This window comes from Pseudomonas inefficax, from assembly GCF_900277125.1.
Taxonomy (GTDB): Bacteria; Pseudomonadota; Gammaproteobacteria; order Pseudomonadales; family Pseudomonadaceae; genus Aquipseudomonas; species Aquipseudomonas inefficax.
The window spans coordinates 26,790-47,384 of record NZ_OPYN01000132.1 but is presented as its reverse complement, the minus strand read 5'-3'; the positions used below and the strand labels follow the sequence as shown (position 1 = coordinate 47,384).

Annotated in this window: 19 protein-coding genes, 1 pseudogene and 1 riboswitch; of the genes and pseudogenes, 14 read left to right on the top strand and 6 right to left on the bottom strand. The window is 62.6% G+C overall.

Features of this window, described 5'->3' with window-relative positions:
• Nucleotides 1-20: 20 nt before the first annotated feature.
• Both JV551A3_RS15350 and JV551A3_RS15345 read right to left on the bottom strand, forming a co-directional pair.
• Nucleotides 21-1,004 (bottom strand): SCO family protein, encoded by a 984-nt coding sequence (locus JV551A3_RS15350; protein WP_133973138.1) that lies wholly within the window; start codon nt 1,002-1,004, stop codon nt 21-23.
• A 324-nt stretch (nt 1,005-1,328) separates the two neighbouring features.
• Nucleotides 1,329-4,715 carry an Ig-like domain-containing protein gene (locus tag JV551A3_RS15345; RefSeq protein ID WP_133972829.1) on the bottom strand — a complete coding sequence of 1,129 codons (3,387 nt, stop codon included), beginning with the start codon at nt 4,713-4,715 and terminating at the stop codon, nt 1,329-1,331.
• A gap of 242 nt (nt 4,716-4,957) precedes the next feature.
• Nucleotides 4,958-5,072, top strand: a riboswitch (TPP riboswitch).
• A gap of 78 nt (nt 5,073-5,150) precedes the next feature.
• Here JV551A3_RS15345 and JV551A3_RS15340 point away from each other — a divergent pair.
• From JV551A3_RS15340 to JV551A3_RS31000, 5 genes are all read left to right on the top strand, one after another.
• Nucleotides 5,151-5,798, top strand: a complete 648-nt coding sequence (locus JV551A3_RS15340; RefSeq protein ID WP_133972831.1) for a TenA family protein — start codon at nt 5,151-5,153, stop codon at nt 5,796-5,798.
• A complete protein-coding gene (gene tenA, locus JV551A3_RS15335) occupies nt 5,795-6,457 on the top strand; it encodes a thiaminase II (protein ID WP_133972833.1) in 663 nt (220 codons plus the stop codon). Before JV551A3_RS15340 ends, tenA begins: the two co-directional genes overlap by 4 nt.
• Before the next feature lie 223 nt (nt 6,458-6,680).
• Nucleotides 6,681-7,922 (top strand): cytosine deaminase, encoded by a 1,242-nt coding sequence (codA, locus tag JV551A3_RS15330; protein WP_133972835.1) that lies wholly within the window; start codon nt 6,681-6,683, stop codon nt 7,920-7,922.
• Between the two features lie 228 nt (nt 7,923-8,150).
• A complete protein-coding gene (locus JV551A3_RS15325) occupies nt 8,151-9,137 on the top strand; it encodes a DNA-binding protein (protein WP_133972837.1) in 987 nt (328 codons plus the stop codon).
• Between the two features lie 55 nt (nt 9,138-9,192).
• Nucleotides 9,193-9,363 carry a DUF6021 family protein gene (locus JV551A3_RS31000; protein ID WP_235874582.1) on the top strand — a complete coding sequence of 57 codons (171 nt, stop codon included), beginning with the start codon at nt 9,193-9,195 and terminating at the stop codon, nt 9,361-9,363.
• Nucleotides 9,364-9,470: 107 nt separating this feature from the next.
• Here the strand turns inward: JV551A3_RS31000 and JV551A3_RS15320 are convergent, their stop codons facing one another.
• Together JV551A3_RS15320 and JV551A3_RS15315 are read right to left on the bottom strand one after the other, a co-directional pair.
• Nucleotides 9,471-9,722, bottom strand: a complete 252-nt coding sequence (locus tag JV551A3_RS15320) for a hypothetical protein (RefSeq protein ID WP_133972839.1) — start codon at nt 9,720-9,722, stop codon at nt 9,471-9,473.
• An 8-nt stretch (nt 9,723-9,730) separates the two neighbouring features.
• Nucleotides 9,731-10,231 (bottom strand): DUF4142 domain-containing protein, encoded by a 501-nt coding sequence (locus JV551A3_RS15315; protein ID WP_085692579.1) that lies wholly within the window; start codon nt 10,229-10,231, stop codon nt 9,731-9,733.
• A 152-nt stretch (nt 10,232-10,383) separates the two neighbouring features.
• On the opposite strand from JV551A3_RS15315, the gene JV551A3_RS15310 reads away from it, so the two are divergent.
• The gene (locus JV551A3_RS15310) at nt 10,384-11,952 is read left to right on the top strand and encodes a sensor domain-containing diguanylate cyclase (RefSeq protein WP_133978883.1); all 1,569 of its coding nucleotides are present in this window, start codon (nt 10,384-10,386) and stop codon (nt 11,950-11,952) included.
• A gap of 121 nt (nt 11,953-12,073) precedes the next feature.
• Here the strand turns inward: JV551A3_RS15310 and JV551A3_RS15305 are convergent, their stop codons facing one another.
• Nucleotides 12,074-12,583, bottom strand: coding sequence for a GNAT family N-acetyltransferase (locus JV551A3_RS15305; protein ID WP_133978881.1), 510 nt, complete (start codon nt 12,581-12,583; stop codon nt 12,074-12,076).
• A gap of 167 nt (nt 12,584-12,750) precedes the next feature.
• Between JV551A3_RS15305 and JV551A3_RS15300 the strand changes: the two genes are divergently transcribed.
• Nucleotides 12,751-13,218 (top strand): sterol desaturase family protein, encoded by a 468-nt coding sequence (locus JV551A3_RS15300; RefSeq protein WP_133972847.1) that lies wholly within the window; start codon nt 12,751-12,753, stop codon nt 13,216-13,218.
• A 177-nt stretch (nt 13,219-13,395) separates the two neighbouring features.
• Here JV551A3_RS15300 and JV551A3_RS15290 read toward each other — a convergent pair whose 3' ends face one another.
• Nucleotides 13,396-14,289, bottom strand: a complete 894-nt coding sequence (locus JV551A3_RS15290; RefSeq protein WP_133972849.1) for a bile acid:sodium symporter family protein — start codon at nt 14,287-14,289, stop codon at nt 13,396-13,398.
• Nucleotides 14,290-14,473: 184 nt separating this feature from the next.
• Between JV551A3_RS15290 and JV551A3_RS15285 the strand changes: the two genes are divergently transcribed.
• From JV551A3_RS15285 to JV551A3_RS15255, 7 genes and pseudogenes are all read left to right on the top strand, one after another.
• A complete protein-coding gene (locus JV551A3_RS15285; protein ID WP_133972851.1) occupies nt 14,474-15,337 on the top strand; it encodes a Dyp-type peroxidase in 864 nt (287 codons plus the stop codon).
• Nucleotides 15,338-15,873: 536 nt separating this feature from the next.
• Nucleotides 15,874-15,993 (top strand): annotated as a pseudogene (locus tag JV551A3_RS15280) (con-10 family general stress protein); the annotation flags it as partial.
• Nucleotides 15,994-16,053: 60 nt separating this feature from the next.
• Entirely contained in the window at nt 16,054-16,251 is a 198-nt protein-coding gene (locus JV551A3_RS15275) for a hypothetical protein (protein WP_133972853.1), read from the top strand.
• A gap of 21 nt (nt 16,252-16,272) precedes the next feature.
• Nucleotides 16,273-17,607, top strand: a complete 1,335-nt coding sequence (locus tag JV551A3_RS15270; protein WP_133972855.1) for an iron-containing redox enzyme family protein — start codon at nt 16,273-16,275, stop codon at nt 17,605-17,607.
• Complete coding sequence (locus tag JV551A3_RS15265) at nt 17,607-18,560, top strand: methyltransferase (RefSeq protein ID WP_133972857.1); 954 nt, start codon at nt 17,607-17,609, stop codon at nt 18,558-18,560. Before JV551A3_RS15270 ends, JV551A3_RS15265 begins: the two co-directional genes overlap by 1 nt.
• 6 nt (nt 18,561-18,566) lie before the next feature.
• Nucleotides 18,567-19,673, top strand: a complete 1,107-nt coding sequence (locus JV551A3_RS15260; RefSeq protein ID WP_133972859.1) for a carboxylate-amine ligase — start codon at nt 18,567-18,569, stop codon at nt 19,671-19,673.
• Nucleotides 19,674-19,729: 56 nt separating this feature from the next.
• Entirely contained in the window at nt 19,730-20,317 is a 588-nt protein-coding gene (locus JV551A3_RS15255; protein WP_133972862.1) for a 5'-methylthioadenosine/S-adenosylhomocysteine nucleosidase family protein, read from the top strand.
• The last annotated feature ends 278 nt before the right edge of the window (nt 20,318-20,595 follow it).

The following is a 20,595-nucleotide window of genomic DNA, read 5'->3' as shown; positions in this document are numbered from 1 at the left end:
TGACTGGTGGCTAATTGCCTTTAAGGATTTCCCTTATCTGCAAGGGGTGTCTGCAGGCGCGCGGTTTCTTCCTCCATGTAGTTCATCAGCGCGCTGACTTCGGTATCGCCCAGGCGCATGTTGGGCATGGCCACGCGGTTGTACTGTTCGTACAGCAGCATGGCCAGGGGGTCTTTCTGTGCCAGCATCTGGTCGGGCTCCTTCAGCCAGCGGGTCAGCCAGTTGGTATCACGCTGGCGGGTCACGCCCAGTAGATCGGGGCCGATGCCGGGTTGCCCTGGCTCGGCGTTGCCCAGGGTGTGGCAGGACGAGCAGCGGGTACGGAACAGCTGCTCACCACTGCTGGGGGTGCGCACCTTGGGAGCCTGGGCGTAGTCATTGGCCATGGCGCTGGCCTGTTTCCAGTTGTGCAGGCTGTTGCCCAGGCGGTCGGCGAGGATGTACGGGTTTTCGAAGGGCGAGGCCTTCATCCAGCGGCCGGTGGCCTGGTTGCCGATGATCAGGCTCAGGTTGTGGTCCTTGGAGCGGCCGTTTTCCAGGCCATCGATGTACAGGCCCAGGCTGCGGCGCAATTGTTCGATATCGGCAGGCTCGCCAGTGAGCAGCGTCCAGCCGGGGCCGATGCCGAACTTTTCGGCGTAGCGCTTGAGGGTGGCGGGGGTGTCGTTGTAGGGGTCGATGCTGATGGAATAGAGGAAGATATCCTTGCCGACCCGGTCACCGAGGATTTTCTGCACCTGGCGCAGGCGGGCGGTTTCCACCGGGCAGGAGTCGGAACAGCCGGTGAAGATGAAGTTGATGGCAACCACTTTGTCCTTGATCAGGTCGTCGAAGAAATGCACCTTTTCACCGTCCTGGGTGAGCAGGGGGACGTTGGGGAAGTAGTTGGCGCCCCAAGGGGTTGCCGCTTCCTTGGCTACGGGTTGTTGCGGTTGCAGCGGCCAGAACGGGATGCTGGCGGCGAACAGCGAAAGCACCAGCAGGAAACGCCATGAACCGGACATGATGCGGTCCTCGTCGATAACGATGTTGGGGGCGGCGCTGCCGCCCATCGCAGGCAAGCCAGCTCCCACAGGTACTGCACAAGGCTCGGAGCCGATGCGGTCGAGGTGGGAGCAACTGTCTTGCCCCATCAGGTTGCCTCATTGCCTGTAGGAGCAGCCTTGTGCTGCGAAGAGGCCATTACCGGCAAAGAGGATTTTTTGCCCTTCCGACCTCTTCGCAGCACAAGGCTGCTCCTACTGATCTGTGCATGCCTGGAAGTCGGTGCTGACAATGTGGGAGCTGGCTTGCCGGCGATGGGCCGCACAGCGGCCCCCGCTTTTCGGTTACCTGATGCTGACAGGTGCCGTCACGCTCTGCCCCAGCGCCGATTTCACGGTCACGGTCGCCGGTGTGGCCGGGCCGCTGCCGGTGGTGGTGGTCGACAACCGCCAACGGGCACCGCTGGTCGTAGCACTGAGCGTGGCCGTACCCAGCAGCAGCGGGCCGCTGGTAGTTGCCGCAGTCACGGTAATACTGTTGCCGGTGGCCACCGTGGTGGTGCCCGAAACGTCCCAGGTGAAGCGGTTGCCGCTGCGCACCTGCACCGTGGCACTGGTGATCTGGATCTGGTCGAGCGCCACTGCCGGGCTCACCGCAATGCTGACCGTGGCCGGGGTCACCGATTCAGCGCCCTTGGCATCACGAGCCGAGTAGTTGAAGCTGGCGGTGAACGCTGTGGTTACCGAGGCCGGCGGGACGTAGGTGACCGTGTTGCCGTCGGTACTGGTAGCGCCCTGGCCGGAGCCCGGCTGGCTGAGGCCGACGACGGTCAACGGCAGGTTGTTCTCCGGATCGGTGTCGTTGGCCAGCACGTTCAAGGTGATCTGCTTTCCGGCCGTGGTAGCTGCGGTGTCGTTGGCTGCGACCGGCGGTTTGTTGGCCGGGTCGTCGTCATCGTGGTCGTTGGTGCGGAAGGTCGGCAGGCCAACCGAAGCCACGTACTCCACGCCATCCCAGCCTGGCAGCGGGGTCGGCATCACCTGGAACTGGCCGGGGTGCTCCAGGTCCCAGCGCAGCAGCATCGACGAGTCTTCATGCTGGGTGTTGTGGCAGTGTTCCATGTAGGTCCCGGCAAACTCGCGGAAGCGGATCGCCACTTCCACTTCTTCCGAAGAGTCGATATCCGGCCCGATGCGATACACGTCCTTGCGCGCCCATTTTTCCCATTCTGGCGGGGCCTTGCCATCGCGGCTGAGGACCACGCCTTCCTCGAAGTGCACATGCACCGGGTGGCTCCAGCCATTGCCACCGTTGATGATCTTCCACACTTCCAGGGTGCCGTCGCCGCTGAAGCCGCCGTCGGTGGACTGCTGGGCCAGTTGTGGCGCCGCGCTGATGCGCCGTGGGTCCATGCTGTAGCCAAAGCCGCCATCGGTCTTGATGGTCCAGGGCTGGGTGTCGGTACCGTCCGAGCGACCGAAGATGAACTCGCGATGGCGGGCATCCTTGAGCTTGGCCTGGTCGGTGGCCGAGTTCCGGTCAATTGGCAGCGGCAGCATTCTCAGGCCTTCGGCCTTGCCCGGTTTTGCCGGTTCATAGGCAACCGGGTCCATGCTCAGGTCCTGGCCGCTGTAGGGTTGAACCACAAACTGCAGGAACTTGCCGATCGCCGGGTCGCCGTTGTCCCACTCCGGCCCGCTGCTGGTCTGCTTGATCACGGCCTTGTATTTCTCCGACAGCACATCGGCCAGCGCAATGGCACCTTCCGGGCCCTTGCCGCTCTGATGCTCCTCCAGGTTGACGAGGTACAGTTTGTCGCCAACCTTGATGCCATGCTTGGCGAAGTTGATGATGATGTCGTAGCGCTCGGCGATGCCCTGCAACGGCAAGACGCCATTGTTGTCCTGCAGGTTGCCATCACCGTTGAGGTCCATCGTCCCGTCGAACGGCACGGTGTGTTCCATGATGTTGCCGTCGTTGGCGATCATGTGGAACGGCACCCGCGCATACGACAGGTTGGAGCCGGTCGGGCCTTTGAATTCGCCGCTGTTGCCGGCGATTTCCCGCACTACGGCAAGCTTCAGGTAGCGCGACACCGAGCCATTGAGAATACGGAACCGGTAACTGCGCGCGCGGACCTTGAGCGTGGGCCGGTATTGCCAGTTGACCAGGATCTGGTCGCCGAGGAAGCCATCGGTGTTGAACGGGTTGAACCACAGCTGGCCGTTGGCATCCCAGGCCTTGTCGGCGATCACCAGGTTGACGTCGTAGTCGCGGTTGCCCCACGGCATGCCCGAGCCGCTGGGAAAGCGCAGGTTGACGCCATCCTGCAGGGCCTCGTTGCCGCGGTCCAGGGCGCTGTAGTAGTTCATCATCACGGCGTTGCCTTTGTAGACGTTCTGCGCCGTGAAATCCATCATGTGGTCGTGGAACCAGTGGGTGCTCATGGTTTCGCGCCAGTCTCCACGGATCTTGATACTGCCGTTCTGGCAGGTTTTCAGGCCGGGGTTGGCATCATTGACGAACAAGGTTTCGCCCGCCGAGCAGGGGAACGCGGCACGTGGGTCTTCGGCACGGGTATTGATGGTGTCATAGCCGGCCAGTTGCAGTGGCCAGCGGTAATCGTAGTACTGCCCCGGGAAGAAGTAGGCGTTTGCATAGCCATCGCTTTCGGCGGGGGAGTGGCCGTTGTGCTCATGGGTCGAAAGGGTATGCAGGCCAAACCCGGCGTTGGCCGAGGGGTCGATCGGCAACGCGTTGTAATGGCGCATGAGGATCGGTTGGCCATAGCGCGCCATCAGCAGTTTGGGTGGGAAGGTCCCGTCGAAGGTCCATAGCGATTTGTGATTTTGCAGCGGCATTTTCGGGTGGAAGCGGGTGTCGATGCCCTTGGTGGTGCCCAGCGTGTTCGGGATATCCGAGGTCTGGTAGTACAGGCCGCCCGGGGCGAACTCGCCAACTGCATAGTTGTGCAGTTGCTTGCGGTCACGCAAGCCGAGATTGATGCGCGCACCGGCCTGGGCAGTCTTGAATCCTGCCTGCGGATAGAACTCGTTCCAGCGCTGATGCGACCAGCCTTTTCCTGGCGGCCGGCCTTCTGCAGGCGAACCGACCGGCTGGCGGTTGAGGAACATCTCGATCTGTGCTTTCCAGGGGTTGCGGTCGAGCACGTTGGAATACTGGGTCGGGAAAGGGTACAGGCCCGGCTGTTTGAGGAAGGCTTCCAGGGCTGTACCGCTGGGGCCGCTGCGGGCCACCACGTTAGGGTCCTGCGCCGGTGCCGCGCCCAGGGTGGGCACCGGGAAGGTAAGAGCGGGCGGCGGCAGCGTGGGGTCGAGTCTTTCCGTGCCGAATTCCTCGAACAACAGTAACTGCTGGGTGAATGGCAGCGCCCCGAACAGCGGGCTGGGTTTGCCATTGGTGGGGTATTTTTCCCCGGTTTGCAGAGCCGGCGGCAGCACATTGTTTGCGCGTACCGTGTCGCGGTCGCCGTACACTCCATCGGTCAGCTCGAGTGAGCCTCGATTTGCCTCTGGCATGCTGTACAGGTCCAGCAAAGCCTGGGTCGGGTCAGCCGGCTGGTTGGTGTAGGCCGAAGGGTCAGTCGGCGGTGGCATGCTGTTGTCGTCAAGGGGAGCCGCCGTAGCCGTGATCAGCCCGAGCATCAACGTGGTGAGGGTGGAAAGCTGGAATGCATGCCTGGCAGGGTGGATCACGGCAGGTGTTTTCATTGCCTTGTGCCTCGTTCGCGACATCATGGCTTGCGGCCATCAATGGCTTTTTGCCCGTTTCTGGGGCTGGAGCAACGGGTGTGCCAACCCAAACACGAGGAATATGTTTCTAAACAAATCCTTGTGGCGCTTGATGTGCGCTAAATACCGTGGCGTCAAAAATGGGTGAAGGTCCCCACTAGTGGGTCCCCGATTGCCCACAGATTGGGTGGTGACAGCAGCGGCGCCCTGGGGTATACCTGAGCGCCACCAAGGGGAGCCTGGCAACGGGCTGAGAAACCGCTGGATGCTGCAGCGCGGTGACCCTTCGAACCTGATCCGGATCATGCCGGCGAAGGGATGGGACTTGAAACCTGCCTTTTTGCCGGCCTCACTGCGAGGCCCGTCCATGCCAACCACCGCGGTCTCGCTGTCACCCCCATCAAGGACAGCAACATGACCGAACGTTTCAGCCAGTCCCTGCGCCGCCGCAGCGAGCCGACCTGGTCGGCGGCCGTTGGCCATCGCTTCGTCACCCAATTGTGCGACGGCAGCCTGCCGGACCCGATCATGGTCGACTACCTGGTGCAGGACCACCGCTTCCTCGACAGCTTCTTGACCCTGCTGGGCGCAGCCATTGCCACCGCCGACACCTTCGAGGCGCGCCTGCGCTTCGGTCGTTTTGCCGGGATGATCTCCAGTGACGAGAACACCTACTTCCTGCGCGCCTTCGAGGCCCTCGGGGTCAGTGCTGCACAACGCAGCGAGCCGGCCGACACCGTGCCGACCGCAGGTTTCAAGGCGATCATGCGCGAAGCGGCGGCCACCCGGTCCTATGCAGCCGCGCTGGCGGTGCTCAACGTCGCCGAAGGCCTGTATCTGGACTGGGCGCTGAAGGCGCCAAAACCGATGCCGGACAACTTCGTCCACGCCGAATGGATCACCCTGCACGACAACCCGGCATTTCAGGACTTCGTTACCTTCCTGCAAGCCGAACTCGACCGCGTCGGCCCGCAGGATGCCGCGCTGGCGGGTGACTTCTACCAGCGCACCGTGGCACTGGAGCTGGCCTTCTTCGATGCCGTCTACCCGGAGGACAAATGAGCATGGATATCTTCGACCGCCTCAAGGCTGCCGCCACGCCGCAGTGGAACAGCTATGTCGACCACGAATTCGTGCGCCAGATGGGCGAGGGTACGCTGAGCGAAGCCGCCTTCCGTACCTATCTGGTACAGGATTACCTGTTCCTCATCCAGTTCGCCCGCGCCTGGGCGTTGGCCGCCTACAAGAGCCGTCGCCCGGCCGACATCCGCGCCGCACAGGCCGGGCTGGCGGCGATTCTGGATGAAACCGAGCTGCACTTGCGGCTGTGTGCACGCTGGGGCCTGACCCAGGCCGATATCGAGGCCGCGCCTGAACACCAGGCCACGGTTGCCTATACCCGCTATGTGCTGGACTGCGGTGCCGCGGGTGACCTGCTGGAGTTGCATGTGGCGTTGGCGCCGTGCGTGATCGGCTATGCCGAGATCGGCCGAACCCTGGCCGAGCGCATCGGCGATTTGAGCAATCACCCGTACCGCGAATGGATCGGCGAATATGCCGGGGAGGGCTACCAAGGGGTTGCAGCGGCGGCGCGCAAGCACCTGGATGAACTGGCGGCACGAAGCATGACCGAGCAGCGGTTCGCCGAGCTGGTGGGGATTTTCGGCCAGGCGTCCAGCCTGGAGGCGGATTTCTGGCAGACGGGATTGGATAGCCAGTAACGTACTGCATGGCCCTTGGCGTACTCATGTAGGAGCGGCCTTGTGTCGCGAAAGGGCTGCAAAGCAGCCCCAGCAATTTGTGCTTCTGCGCTGAAATCCTGGGGCTGCTTCGCAGCCCTTTCGCGACACAAGGCCGCTCCTACAAAGGTCCTCGCTAGCCGGGCAGATGAGATTTCGGCCACTATGCTGGCAGGGCCACCAGCAAAGCCCAGGGAGACGCATCATGAACATCATCAACGCACGCCTGCGCGGCAAGCCTGGCCTGTTCCGCATCGAGCTCAGCGGCGAACGCATCGCCGCCATTCTGCCCCAGGCAGAAGAGGTGACGGTGCGTGCTGCCGATGACCTGGACGCCGGGCAAAACCTGGTGGTAGCGCCGTTTATCGAACCGCACATTCACCTGGACGCCACGCTGACCGCCGGCGAGCCGCGGTGGAACATGAGTGGCACCCTGTTCGAAGGGATTGAGTGCTGGGCCGAGCGCAAGGCGATCACCACCCACGACGACATCAAGAACCGCGCGAAAAAGACCATCGGCATGCTGGTGGAGCATGGCATCCAGCACGTGCGCACCCATGTCGATGTCACCGACCCCACCCTGACCGCGCTCAAGGCCATGGTCGAAGTGCGTGACGAAGTGCGCCACCTGCTCGACCTGCAGATCGTCGCCTTTCCCCAGGAGGGTATTGAATCTTACGCGAACGGCCGGGCGCTGATGACCGAGGCGGTGGCCATCGGTGCAGATGTGGTAGGCGGCATCCCTCATTTCGAGAACACCCGCGACCAGGGTGTGTCGTCGGTGAAGTTCCTGATGGACCTGGCCGAGCGTACCGGCTGCCTGGTGGATGTGCATTGCGACGAAACCGACGACCCGCAGTCGCGCTTTCTCGAAGTGTTGGCCGAAGAGGCGCGGTTGCGCGGCATGGGCCCCCGGGTAACAGCCAGCCATACCGTGGCCATGGGCTCGTACGATAATGCCTACTGCTACAAACTGTTTCGCCTGCTCAAGCAGTCGGGTATCAATTTCGTGTCCTGCCCGACCGAGAGCATTCACCTGCAAGGGCGTTTCGACAACTACCCGAAACGCCGCGGCGTCACCCGTGTGGCCGAGCTCGATCGGGCTGGTATGAACGTGTGCTTTGGCCAGGATTCCATCGTCGACCCTTGGTACCCGCTGGGCAATGGCAACATCCTGCGTATTCTCGAGGCCGGCCTGCACATCTGCCACATGCTTGGCTACGAAGACCTGCAGCGCTGCCTGGACCTGATCACCGACAACAGCGCCCGCACCCTGAACCTGGGCGAGCGCTACGGCATCGAGGTGGGGCGCCCGGCGAACCTGTTGCTGCTGTCCGCGCCAGACGATTACGAGATGGTGCGCAGCCAGGGGCATGCGCTGGTGTCGGTACGCAGTGGCAAGGTGCTGATGCGTAGAACACCTGCCAAGGTTAAACACTACACCTGACGCTAGCTGCGTCAGCGTTTTGCAGCGCCCCGCCGGCTTGAAGCCGTGCGGGGCGCTTTGCTGTCTGGCGTACTGTTTTATCCCCTTGCACAGCCTCCATGACCCACTCACATGCGATAAGCCGTGATTATTCCACCATAGGAAATGTTTGCGTGGGTAATTCCTTGTCTCCATAATTGGTATGTAATTACATGGTACATAACACGGTACAAAATCGTAGGAGCAAGCATGGCCCGGGGCGGTATAAACAAGGTTGTAGTGCAGCAGGCGCGTCAGGCACTGATTGCCCGGGGCGAAAATCCCAGCATCGATGCGATACGTATCGAGCTGGGCAACACCGGCTCCAAGACCACGATTCACCGCTACCTGAAAGAGCTGAACGGCCAGCAGCCTGTGACCTCCGAGGGCGGTATTGCGCTGAGCGACGTGCTGAGCCGAATGGTCGGGCAACTGGCAACCCAGTTGCAGGACGAGGCCGACCTGAAGATCGAGCAGGCCGAAAGCGCCTTCACTCGGCAGCGCGAGCAACTGGAGGCACAACTGGCCATTGCCCAGCAGGCATTGGCTGCGGCGCATCAACAGCATCAGATTGATGTGGCCGCACTGGCCGCCGAATCGGAAAAACTGCTTTCCACCCAAAGCACCCTGCAGGCCGAACAGCTGCGCAGTGCCAGCCTCAACCAGTCGCTGGGCGAGATGCAGGTGCGCCTGGCCGACAAGGACGAGCAGGTCAAATCACTGGAAGACAAGCACCGTCATGCCCGCGACGCGCTGGAGCACTACCGCAACGCCAGCCGCGAACAGCGTGAGCAGGAACAGCGCCGCCACGAAGCGCAGCTGCAACAGTTGCAAGTGGAGTTGCGTCAACTGCAGCAGGGCATGATCGTCAAGCAGGACGAGCTGACCCGCCTGCACCGCGACAACGAGCGCTTGCTGGGTGAACATCGCCAGGCCGCAAGCGCCTGCAGGGCGCAGGATGAATTGCTGGAGCAGCGTGATGCGCAGATTCAGGGCTTGCGCACGATCCTGGCCCAGGCGCAGGGTGCCAGCGAGGAAATGCGCCGGCAGCTGGATGTGCAGGCACAGAGCCTGGAGGCCAGGCGCGATTTGTGCGCGGAACAGGCTCGTCAACTCCAGCGGCTCGAGGAACAGCTCAACGAGCGTGATCAAGCGTTGGTTGAATGCCGCGCTCGGCTAGCTGTGGATGCAGATTAATCAAACTTTTTACCGCCGGTGGTTTCTTCCCTAGACACTTACCGGAGATAGCCTCATGCCCGAACCAGAACAGCCAGGCAAACATCCCCAAGGGCCTCATTCGTCCGAGCAGGCGAACAAAAGCGAGGACTTGGGTTTCGATCCCGATTCACCCGATGTGGAAGATCCGCAAGTCGACCCTCAAGGGCCTGCCAAGCCACCGCGGGACGTCGAAAAATCCCCATGACCTCGGCATTGTCGCAAAGGGCCGCGCAGCGGCCCCTGCGATCAAGACGGCATTGCTCGGGGCAGGCTGGCTCGAGCCCTTGGCCAGGCAAGCCCCGCTCATACGACTCAGGACTCTGCCTGCCTGGCTGCCTCCACGCCCGCAGCCGAGAGTTTGATCGGATAGTTCACGCTGATCTGGTGGTCGCTGCCAACCGCCACGCTGCCATCCTGGATTAAACCGGCCTCCTGCAACGTTTTCAGCATGCCGGCAACGGCTTTCTCGCCCCGGTAGTTGTCCAGCACCTCCTTGCCCAGCCCCTGGGGGTGAGCATGTAGCAGGCGAGTCAGCACTTCGGCTTTCAATGCATCGTTACTCATGGCGGGCCTCACTTGCCGTGTTTGGCCTGAAGCGCCTTGGCATGCTCCAGATGCTGTTCGAGCTTGGGCAGGGTTTCACTGGCGAAGGCCTTCAGCTCAGCCTTGTCGGACGATGCCGCTTCCTTCTTGAACAGCTCTACCGCCTTTTCGTGAGCGTCGACCTGGTTGTTGACGTAGGACTTGTCAAACGACTCCTCCCGCCATTCCAGGATCATTTTCTTGACCTTGTCGGTTATCGCCGCTTCGTCAGGTACGGAAATGTCGAGCTTGCGAGCGATGTCGCCAAGCTTCTGGTTGGCTTGAGTGTGGTCGGTGACCATCTGCTGGGCGAAGGTCTTGATTTCGGCATTCTGAGTTTTTTCCAGCGCCAGCTTGCCGGTTACCACTTCAGCAATACCGGCCTCGGTGGCCGCTTCGACGAAGTCATCGGAACTTGCCGCCATCGCATGCACCGATGCCAAGCCCAACACCATGGAAAAACCGACGCGCTTGATGAAGAGACTGCTCATGCTTCACTCCTTAAACCGTGGCGCGACCTCAGTGTCGCGTACGGTTGAGGGTGAACGGGGGGCAAAGGTTTAATCTTTTTCCTGGCCGGCTGCGTGCAGATGGTGCTCAACTATAGTGAAAGGCGGCGAACGCGGTATGGCTAGGGATTTCAATGTGTGCAGCCAGGAAACAGGATGAAGACGGGCTCTTCGCGCTAACCGGCGAGGGCCGCGCCGTGGCGCTTTTCCGCCTGGTACTGGCGTTCATGCTGGTGGTGATGCTGGCCTTCGTCGTGGTGGAAGGCTGGCGTATCTGGCGTGATTACCGGCACGCCTTCACCAATGCCGAGAACATGGTCACCAACCTGGCCCGGGCCACGGCGCAGCATGCCGAAGACGCCATCCGCCAGGTCGACGCCATTACCGCGGCGCTGGCCGAGCGCCTGGAAGGCGACGGTTTCGAGCATATCGACCGGCCGCGCCTGCATACGTTGCTGGTGCAGCAGAAAAGCATCATGCCGCAGCTGCACGGGTTGTTCGTGTATGGCCCGGATGGCAGCTGGATCGTGACTGACCAGGAGGTAGTCCCGCCCAATGCCAACAATGCCGACCGCGACTACTTCATCTACCACCGCGACCATCCCGACCGTGGGATACACATCGGCTCGGTGGTGCGCAGCCGCTCCACTGGCGACCTGATCATCCCCATTTCACGGCGCCTGCAATATGCCGATGGCAGCTTCGCCGGGGTGTTGCTGGGCACCATCAAGGTGGAGTGGTTCGTGCGCTACTACGGTGACTTCAAGATCGACGAACGCGGCGCGTTGGTACTGGCCAAGCGCGACGGCACCATCCTGGTACGGCGGCCGTTCGTCGAGCAGGTGGTGGGCCGCAGCCTGAGCAGCAGTGAGATTTTCCGCATTCACCTGCCGCATGCAAGTGAAGGGGTGGCCGAAGCGGTCGCCGTGGTGGACGGCACGCCACGGCTGTATGGCTATCGCGCACTGGCCAGCTACCCGTTGGTGGTGGAGGCGGGCTTGTCGCGGGAGTCGATCGTCGCACCCTGGCGGCACGATGCGATCAAGTCGGTGGCGGTATTGCTGCTGTTGCTGGTGGGCCTGGCGGCCTTTGGTGGTGTGGTGTTGCGCCAGCTGCGCGAGCGTATCGTCATCGAGCGGGCGTTGCACCAGGCGCATCAGACCCTGAAGGCTCTGGCACTGACCGACAGCCTGACCGGCTTGGGTAACCGCCGGCGGCTGGATGCAGTGTTCGAGCCGGAGCTGCGCAGGGCACGACGCAAGGGCTATCCGCTGGCGCTGGTGATGCTCGACCTGGATTACTTCAAGGCCTACAACGACCGTTATGGGCACCCTGCGGGCGACCAGTGCCTGCGGCGTTTTGCCGAGGTGCTGCAGCAGGCGCTGAAGCGGCCGGCCGACCTGGCTGTGCGCTATGGTGGCGAGGAGTTCACACTGCTGCTGCCCGATACCGATGCTCGCGGGGCGGAGCTGCTGGTGCAGGAGGTGCAACAGCTGTTGCGCCGGCAGCTGCTGGAGCATGTGGGTAGCCCACTGGGCCGGGTGTCGTTCAGTGCGGGGATTGCTGTGGGAGACCTGGCGCGAGAGGGGGTGACGGCCGAGCGCCTGATGGCCGCGGCGGATGCGGCGCTGTACCAGGCCAAGCGCCAGGGACGGGATGGGTATTGTGTGGCAGAAAGTTCGGTGGTGGGTGTAGAGGAATGAAGGCCCCGGGTTGCCTGTACCGGCCCCATCGCCGGCAAGCCAGCCCCCACAAAGACCGCGCAGTGCTCATTACCTGTGGGAGCTGGCTTGCCGGCGATGGGCTGCAAAGCAGCCCCGGGGTCTAGTTATCTATACCAAGGCGCATCGCACAACGGCCCTCGAACCCATGGGCACGCTCGCCGGCCAGAATCTGCTGCAAGCGTGCATCCAGCAGCCCCTCATCAATCACCTCGAACCCCAACCGCGCATAGAACGGTGCATTCCATGGCACATCGGCAAAGGTGGTCAAGGTCAGCTCCCGCGCCCCTACCTGGCGCGCCGCATCGGCCACCTGCTGCAGCAGCTTGCGCCCGACACCTTGCCCCTGGGCCTCCAGGCGTACCGAAACTTCATGAAGGTGTAGCGCCTGATCCTCGAGCCGGGCACAGGCAAACCCCAGAATGCACCCATCCAGGTCCTCGACCACCCAGCTACCGCCTGCGTCGACAAACGCCCGGTGAGCCTCGCAATCCATCACGTCACCCTGCGCCAGCCATGCCAGTGCCGGCCAGGCGGCAAAGGCCTGGGCAGCCGAGCGCTCGACCTCCGGGAGCGATTGAATGTCCCGCGCGAGAGTAGGGCGGATGCGCATCAACAAGTCCTTTTCAAGTTGTATGTCCTGGTCTGCCGGCAGCACCTGCGGCTGCAATTGTCAGCGCACCGAGCTTACACCTTTTGTCAGCTAGCCACGCCTGCATGGAAAAAAACGCGGGCAATCGGTACCCTTGCGCCTTCCCTTGCCATCCCCCGGACCGTTCCATGCTGTTCAATCTCGCCGTACTGTTCGGCACCCTGGTAGCCATGGAGGGCGTTGGCACGCTGGCTCACAAGTACATCATGCATGGCTGGGGCTGGTGGCTGCATCGCTCGCACCATGAGCCGCAACTGGGCATGCTCGAAACCAATGACTTGTACCTGGTGGCCCTGGGGTTGATCGCGACGGTGCTGGTGGCTCTGGGCAAGGGTGGTCATGCACCCTTGCAGTGGGTGGGCGGCGGGGTGGCGGGGTATGGCGTGCTGTATATCGTGGCCCATGACGGGTTCTTTCACCGGCACTGGCCACGCAAGCCACGGCCGGTCAACCGCTACCTCAGGCGCCTGCACCGCGCGCACCGGTTGCATCATGCGGTGAAGGGGCGCACGGGGAGTGTGTCGTTCGGGTTTTTCTATGCACCGCCATTGAAGGTGTTGAAGCAGCAGTTGAAGCGTAAGCGCAGCCAGTCGTGACAGGGACTGGCAGAGCAGCCCACCATGATGGAACTGCACATGACTCCTTGAGTAAGCGGGGACCCTGTGGGAGCGGCTTCAGCCGCGAACACCGGCGCAGCCGGTGCCATGCACCAGGTTGGATTCTTCGCGGGTGAACCCGCTCCCACAGGGTACGTGGAGCGCTTGCAAAGGCCCTCAGTTAACCGTTTCGCCCTTGGGCTGCGCCGCCACATGCCCGCGGCTCACCCACCAGCCAAATGCCGCTGCGGTGAAGAACATGATCAGGCTGTACAGCGCCGCCGGCACCGCCATGGTGGCGTTGTTCAGCAGCGAAGGGCTCAATGCCAGGGCAATCGCCAAGGTGCCGTTGTGGATGCCGATCTCCATGCCGATGGCAATCGCCTGGCGCTTGGGAATGTTCAGCAGGCGCGGCACCCAGTAGCCCACGCTCAGGCTCAGCAGGTTGAACAGCAGCGCGGCCAGGCCCACCACCGGCGCGTATGCAACCACGGTCTGCCAGTCCTTGGCCAGCGCCAGGACGATGGTGAACGCCAGGAACAACGCGGCCACCAGCTTCATCGGCTTTTCCATGCGCGCGGCAAAAGCGGGTGCGAAGCGGCGAATCAGCATGCCCAGCGCTACCGGCAGCAGGACGATGGCGAACACCTGCATCACCTTGGCAAACTGCAGCGGTATGGCCTGGTCTGATGCCATGAACCAGCTCAGCGACAGGTTCACCAACAGTGGCATGGTCAGGATAGCGATCAGCGAGTTGACCGCCGTCAGGGTGATATTCAATGCCACATCGCCATGGGCCAGGTGGCTGAAAAGGTTGGCCGTGGTGCCGCCTGGCGACGCGGCCAGCAGCATCAGCCCCACCGCCAGGGCCGACTCCAGGCCAAAGCCATTGGCGATCAGGAAGCACACCAGCGGCAGCAGCAGGATCTGGCAAACCAGGCCTATCACCACTGGCTTGGGGTACTTCACCACGCGAGCAAAGTCGGCCAGGGTCAGTGATAACCCGAGGCCGAGCATGATGATGCCCAGGGCCAGCGGCAGGAAGGCGGTGAGCAAAGGCGAGGCGGTCATGGGCGGTCTCTCGGGCGAAGGATCGGGAGGAGTGTAGGTCGGCCCTGATTGATAGCTAATTGCAAAGCGCCAGCACTTGGTAACCGTTTATTACCAAGCGCAGCGGCTGGCGAGGCTGTATGCCGCGTTGCAGTAGGCCTGCAGGCGCAGTAGCATTCCTTTTTTTACCAAGGATTTTCCTGTCATGCCGTTCCAGCAAGGTCTGCTTGCCACCCCGGTGCCGGCTCACGCCCGTCACCTGTTCTTCGCCCTGCATTCGCCCGAGGCCCTGCCTGCCGCCCTGGATGCCTTGCTGCCGCAGGTCGATGGCGTACAGTTGATCCTAGGTGTCGGCGCCCCGATGGCCAAGGCCCTGGGCCGTGAGGTACCTGGCTTGCGCGCCTTCCCTCAGCTGGATGCTGCAGTGGAGAACCCCAGCACCCAACACGCCCTGTGGCTGTGGCTGCGTGGCAACGAGCGGGGCGACCTGCTGCTGCGGGCCCAGGCCCTGGAGCAAGCATTGGCTCCGGCCCTGCGGCTGGCCGATAGCGTCGACGGCTTCCTGCACCGCGGTGGCCATGACTTGACCGGCTATGAAGACGGCACCGAAAACCCGGTGGACGAAGCGGCCGTGCAGGTGGCCATTGGCGCCGATGGCGCAAGCTTTGCCGCGTTCCAGTTGTGGAAGCACGACCTTGAGTACTTCAAGTCGCTGCCCCAGGCCGACCAGGACAACATCATCGGTCGCCGCCTGAGCGACAACGAAGAGCTCGATGACGCCCCCGAGTCGGCCCATGTCAAGCGCACGGCCCAGGAAAACTTTGAACCAGAGGCGTTCATGGTCCGTCGTTCGGTGGCCTGGGCAGACCAGCGTGGCGCTGGCCTGGCCTTCGTGGCCCTTGGTCACAGCTTCGATGCGTTCGAGGTACAGCTGCGGCGCATGAGCGGCCTGGAGGACGGCATCATCGACGGCCTGTACCGCTTCAGCCGGCCATTGACCGGTGGATACTACTGGTGCCCGCCCATGAGCGAGACGGGTGTCGACCTGCGCCTGCTGTTGCAAGCCTGATCGCTAAACACCCAGCTTGGGCTTGCTGGCCGTCACAAGCCGGGGCAGCATACGCCGCCTTGGCTAATGTTGGGGCTGCTGTGCAGCCCCTCGCCGGCAAGCCAGCTCCCGCCTCGACCGCGTCGACCCCAAGCCATGTGCAGTACCTGTGGGAGCGGGCAAGCCCGCGAAACAGGCGACGCGGTGGATGGCACGGGCTTCGCCCGTGTTCGCGGGCGCGCCCGCTCCCACAGGGATCGCGCCCGCTTTTAAAGATTGAGCAAGACAGTTGCTCCCACCTCGACTGCGTTGCCATTGGCAGAGCCAGCTGGCCCGCCTATCGCGCGACTGACAGGCGCACCAAATATGCTGACGCCGCTTATTTAATGCCGCTGGTCAGAACGCTTCGCATTAAACCGAATCCGCCGAAATGACTGAACTCCCAACAGGTGTACGGCAGGTAATGCCGTGCATTCCGAAGTCATACGAGGTTTAAGACCATGGCCAACAAAGAGAACAGCCGCACCGGCAACCAGCAAGGCAGCCAGGGTGGCAACAAGAACCCGGGCAACTTTGCCAATGACCGCGAAAAAGCCTCCGAAGCTGGGCGCAAGGGCGGCCAGCAATCCGGTGGTGGCCGTACCAGCGAATCGGGCCGCAAGGGCGGCCGTTCGTAAGTGAGGCTACGCAGTGCCCGGGTGATCGGGCACTGCGATTTTGCACAGAAGGAGAACCCCATGCGATTGATCCCTCTGATAACCCTGGTGGGCACGCTTGGCTTGCTGGGTGGCTGTTTTGACCGGGACAACGACCACCCGGCGAAGGATGCCGACCAAAGCAAACCCTCGCTGCAAATGCAGCAACCCGACGACAAACCTGCTTCACAACCTGCGCCAGACCCTGAACCGATGCCTGGTCAGAAACCCAGCCAATAAAATGCGGACAAGGACTACGGCATGACGGTAATGACCCGCAAGACCGACGCGGTGATACCGGCTTCGGCAAATGGGCCAAGCCTTAAGGAGCGCTACCAGAGGTTGCTCGTGGGCCACGACAGCACGAGCACTGCATGGCTGGGCGAACAGTTGGCACACGCGCAGCGTTTGCCGGATGACTTGCCTGCAGACCCTGCTGAGCTGGAAGCCTGGAGCGCTCGCCACGCAAGCGGGGTGGCTGAAGCCTACGCCAGTTACCTCGAGCAACGCCGCCAAGGCGCACCACGGCGCTATTTTGCCAACCGCGCCCAGGCGTTGTGGTTCCTGCAACAGGTGGCGCCCACCAAGGCAGTGGACGGTGCATGGTTGCACAGTACCTTGCGACACTGGGGGGATCCGCGCTATCACGGCTTGATTCGCACTTACATGGAAGAACTGGGCGGCGGCGACCCGCGCTGTAACCATGTAATGATCTACCAACGGCTGTTGAGCCGGCTGGGTTGCCTTGACCTCCCTGAACTGGATGACCAGCGTTACCTGCAAGGCGCCTTGCAATTGGCATTGGGGCGCCACGGCGATGAATTTCTTCCCGAGGTGATCGGCTACAACCTGGGCTATGAACAGCCACCGTTGCATTTGCTGATTACCACCTACGAACTGGCGGAATTGGGCATCGATGGCCATTACTTCCAGCTCCACGTCACCATCGACAACGCGGCCAGCGGGCATGCGCATCTGTCCATTCAGGCGCTGCGCCAATTGTGCCCGCGCGACGACGCTGGTCAGTTCTACCAGCGGGTGCGCAGCGGGTACCGCTTGAACGACCTGGGGCTCGATACCCCCAGCCTTGTCAGCAGCTTCGACCTTGAATTCGAACTGCTGTCGGCACTGGAACAAAAGCGCAATTTTGGCCGATTCATGCATTCCGATCATTGCCGCTTGCAAAAGCGCACCGTCAACCAATGGCTGGCCGAGCCCGGCGCCATGCCCGCGTTCCTGCAGGCCCTGCAGGCGCAAGGCTGGATATGTCGTGGTGAAGCGCCCACCAACAGCCGCTGGTGGGGGCTCATCGACGGCCCTTCGGCACCGATGTATGGCGTGTTCACGGCTTATGAAAAACAACTCTGGCACGACTGGATCGCGGCAGGCTGGCAAGCCCGGGGTCGCCGGGTGCTGCCAGGCAGTTGGGAGGTGCAAGTGCAATCGGATGATACGCCCGCGACTCCTGCCCAGGACGCCGATATCGAAACTTTGATCGACACGATGGCCGGTAACCGCCATGCGACACCGGAAGGATTGCTGGCCACCCGGCGTTATTTGCGTGCTACCGGCCTGATCCAGGAGGTAACCCGCTGATGCTGCTCGATCCCCAACAAATCCAGGCTGACCAGGCAATGCTGCAGTTGGGCAAACGCCTGCGCGCCGACGGCTATCGCTTCACCTGTGTCACCCCGGCAACCCATGCGCGCGTGAATGCGCGCCCGGAAGCTGAGCAGGCCAGGACAGTGCGCGATGTATTCGGCTGGAACCGTCCGTTCCGTTCGTCACTGGTTTCTGCCGACGAGCTGGAACAAATGCGCCTGGCCCAAGTGCTGAACGAGCACGGGGACATGCTGATCAGCACCGTGCGCTGGTCGACTATCGACGACCTGCTGCTGGTGCACTCTGCGTACCCCACCCAGGAAGCCGACGCGGTGTTTCTCGGCCCGGACAGTTACCGTTTCGCCCAGGTCATCCACGATCATCTGCAACGCACCCCGAAACGCGTCGAGCATGCCGTGGATATTGGTTGCGGTACAGGCGTGGGCGCCTTGCTGATTGCGCGGGCGGCGCCCCATGCCCATGTCAGCGCCGTGGATATCAACCCGCTCGCGCTGCGTTACACCGCGATCAACGCGGCATTGGCGGGCCTGAGCAATGTATCCGTAGAACCGAGTGATCTGCTCGGCGGCATTACCGGGCTGTTCGACCTTATCGTTGCCAACCCGCCGTACATGCTGGATGCCGGTGAGCGTACCTATCGGCATGGCGGTGGTTCACTCGGCGCCCAGCTGTCGCTGCGGATCGTCGAACAAGCCTGCGAGCGGCTGGGTTCAGGAGGCACGCTACTGTTGTATACCGGCGTGGCGATAATCGAAGGCCGGGACGCCTTGCTCGAAGCCATCCGCCTGCGCCTGGCGGGCCCGGAATGGTCCTGGGTGTATCGGGAAATCGACCCGGACGTGTTTGGCGAGCAACTGAACGAACCGGGTTACGAGCAGGTAGAACGCATCGCCGCCGTGGTGCTTACCGTCACCCGCAACAGCTGAGGCAGCATGGCCCGACCCTGCACATTCGGCATCGAGGAAGAATACCTGCTGGTGAACCTGGACTCAGGGCAGGTACCGGCCACACCTTCGCCAGCCGTAGTCGGGCGTTGCCGGGAGGCCTTGGGCCAGTATTTTGCCCAGGAAATGTTCCGCAGCCAGATCGAAGTGGCCTCGCCGGTGTTCGCCAACCAGTTCGAGGCACGCGAGTTCTTCCAGCACAGCCGCCAGCGGTTGAACACGGTGCTGGCCGAAGAGGGCATGGGCCTGTACGGTGCGGCCAGCCACCCCAATGCCGCCTGGCTGCGGCAGAAACCGGCTACCCCGGCGCATTACCGGCAATTGTTCGCTGACTACCGGCATGTAGCGCAGCGCAGCCTGCTCAACGGCCTGCATGTACACGTGGGCGTACCGCCAGGCTGCGACCGCATGCAATTGATCAACCGTGTACTGGGCTGGCTGCCCTTGTTGTTGGTACTGAGTACGTCATCGCCGCTGTGGGCAGGCCAGTGCACCGGCTACATGAGCTACCGTCGAGTGATTTGCGGGGAGTGGCCGCACATGGGCTTGCCCGAGCCTTTGCCGGACTGGGCCGCCTACGAGCGCTACCGCGCATTGCTGCAACGCACTGGGTCGCTGGCCGCGGATGGCGACTTCTGGTGGGCGATCCGGCCTTCGCGGCGCTTCCCCACGGTCGAGCTGCGCATCTGCGATGGCTGCCCGCGCCTGGAGGACGCGCTGTGCATCGCTGCGCTGTTTCGCCACCTGGTAGAGCACAGCGTCATGTACCGGCATGACCCGGTGGCCTGCAGCCGCGAGCAGCGCTGGATCACCCAGGAAAACTACTGGCGCGCCATGCGCCATGGGCGCCAGGGCGAGTTCATCGGCCTGCATGAGCAACAGCCGGTCACGGCCGAAGGTTGGTTGGCCCAGTTGCAGGAGCAGTTGCCGGTCGATACGGCAGATGCCGAGCGTGCCTTCCACCATGCACGACACCTGTTGCGCCAAGGCACCCATGCCGACCAGCAACTGCAATGCCTGGCCCAGGCCAGCGCTGCCGGCCTGGGCAGGGCGCAGGCGTTACGGGCGGTGGTGGCCGCCGGGGCTTGCAATTAGCCGGGGTTGGCCGAAAATGGCCGCGCCTTTCGCAGCCACTCGGAACCACCCGCGCCATGATGCTGATCAAGCAATTCCCCGACATTTCCCTGGACGACACGTTGTTTGTCTTCGCCCTCGAAGCCGAAGCCGGGGATGTATTCGCTGAGCTCGACACCGTGTTCACCGGCATCGGCAAGGTCAATGCTGCCATCGCCCTGACCAACGCTATTGCCGCACGCCGGCCCAGGCTGATCGTGAACCTTGGCTCGGCCGGCAGCCAGCGCCATGGCAAAGGCGAGGTGGTGTGCTGCACCCGCTTCGTGCAGCGCGACATGGATGTGACCCCGCTGGGCTTTGCCCGCTACCAGACGCCTTTGTCGGACATCCCGGTGGTGTTGGAGCATGGGGCGCAGATCCCCGGCCTGCCCCTGGAAACCTGCGGCAGTGGCGACAGCTTCGAAATCAACCATGGCGATGCACCTTACGACGTGGTCGACATGGAAGCCTACGTGCTGGCGCTGATCGCACGTAGCGAAGGCATCCCGTTCGTGTGCCTGAAATACATTTCCGATGATGCCGGCAGTGACGCGGCGCAGGACTGGGCGGTGCAGGTACACCTGGCGGCCGAGGCTTTCAGGCGGGTGCTTTTCAGCCAGGCGTGACTGCTGGCAAGTCCTGAAACGTGCCTTGGCCTGATATTCGGTCCTTGGAACTCAGGCAGACAGTACTAGTCTTAATATGTGGGAATATTTCCCACGCAAAGATGCTGACTGGCTCTGAAGGATCGTGCGAAAACTGAGGCTGCTCGCTGACATTGCAGATCTATGGCCGCGCCGGTTGGCTGTCCGCTCCATGGGCGGTTGCGAACTCATTGGTCATTGCGTTCGATACGGAGATGACGACGCAACTCCAAGCGGAGGTGCATCATGTTGCTCAAGAA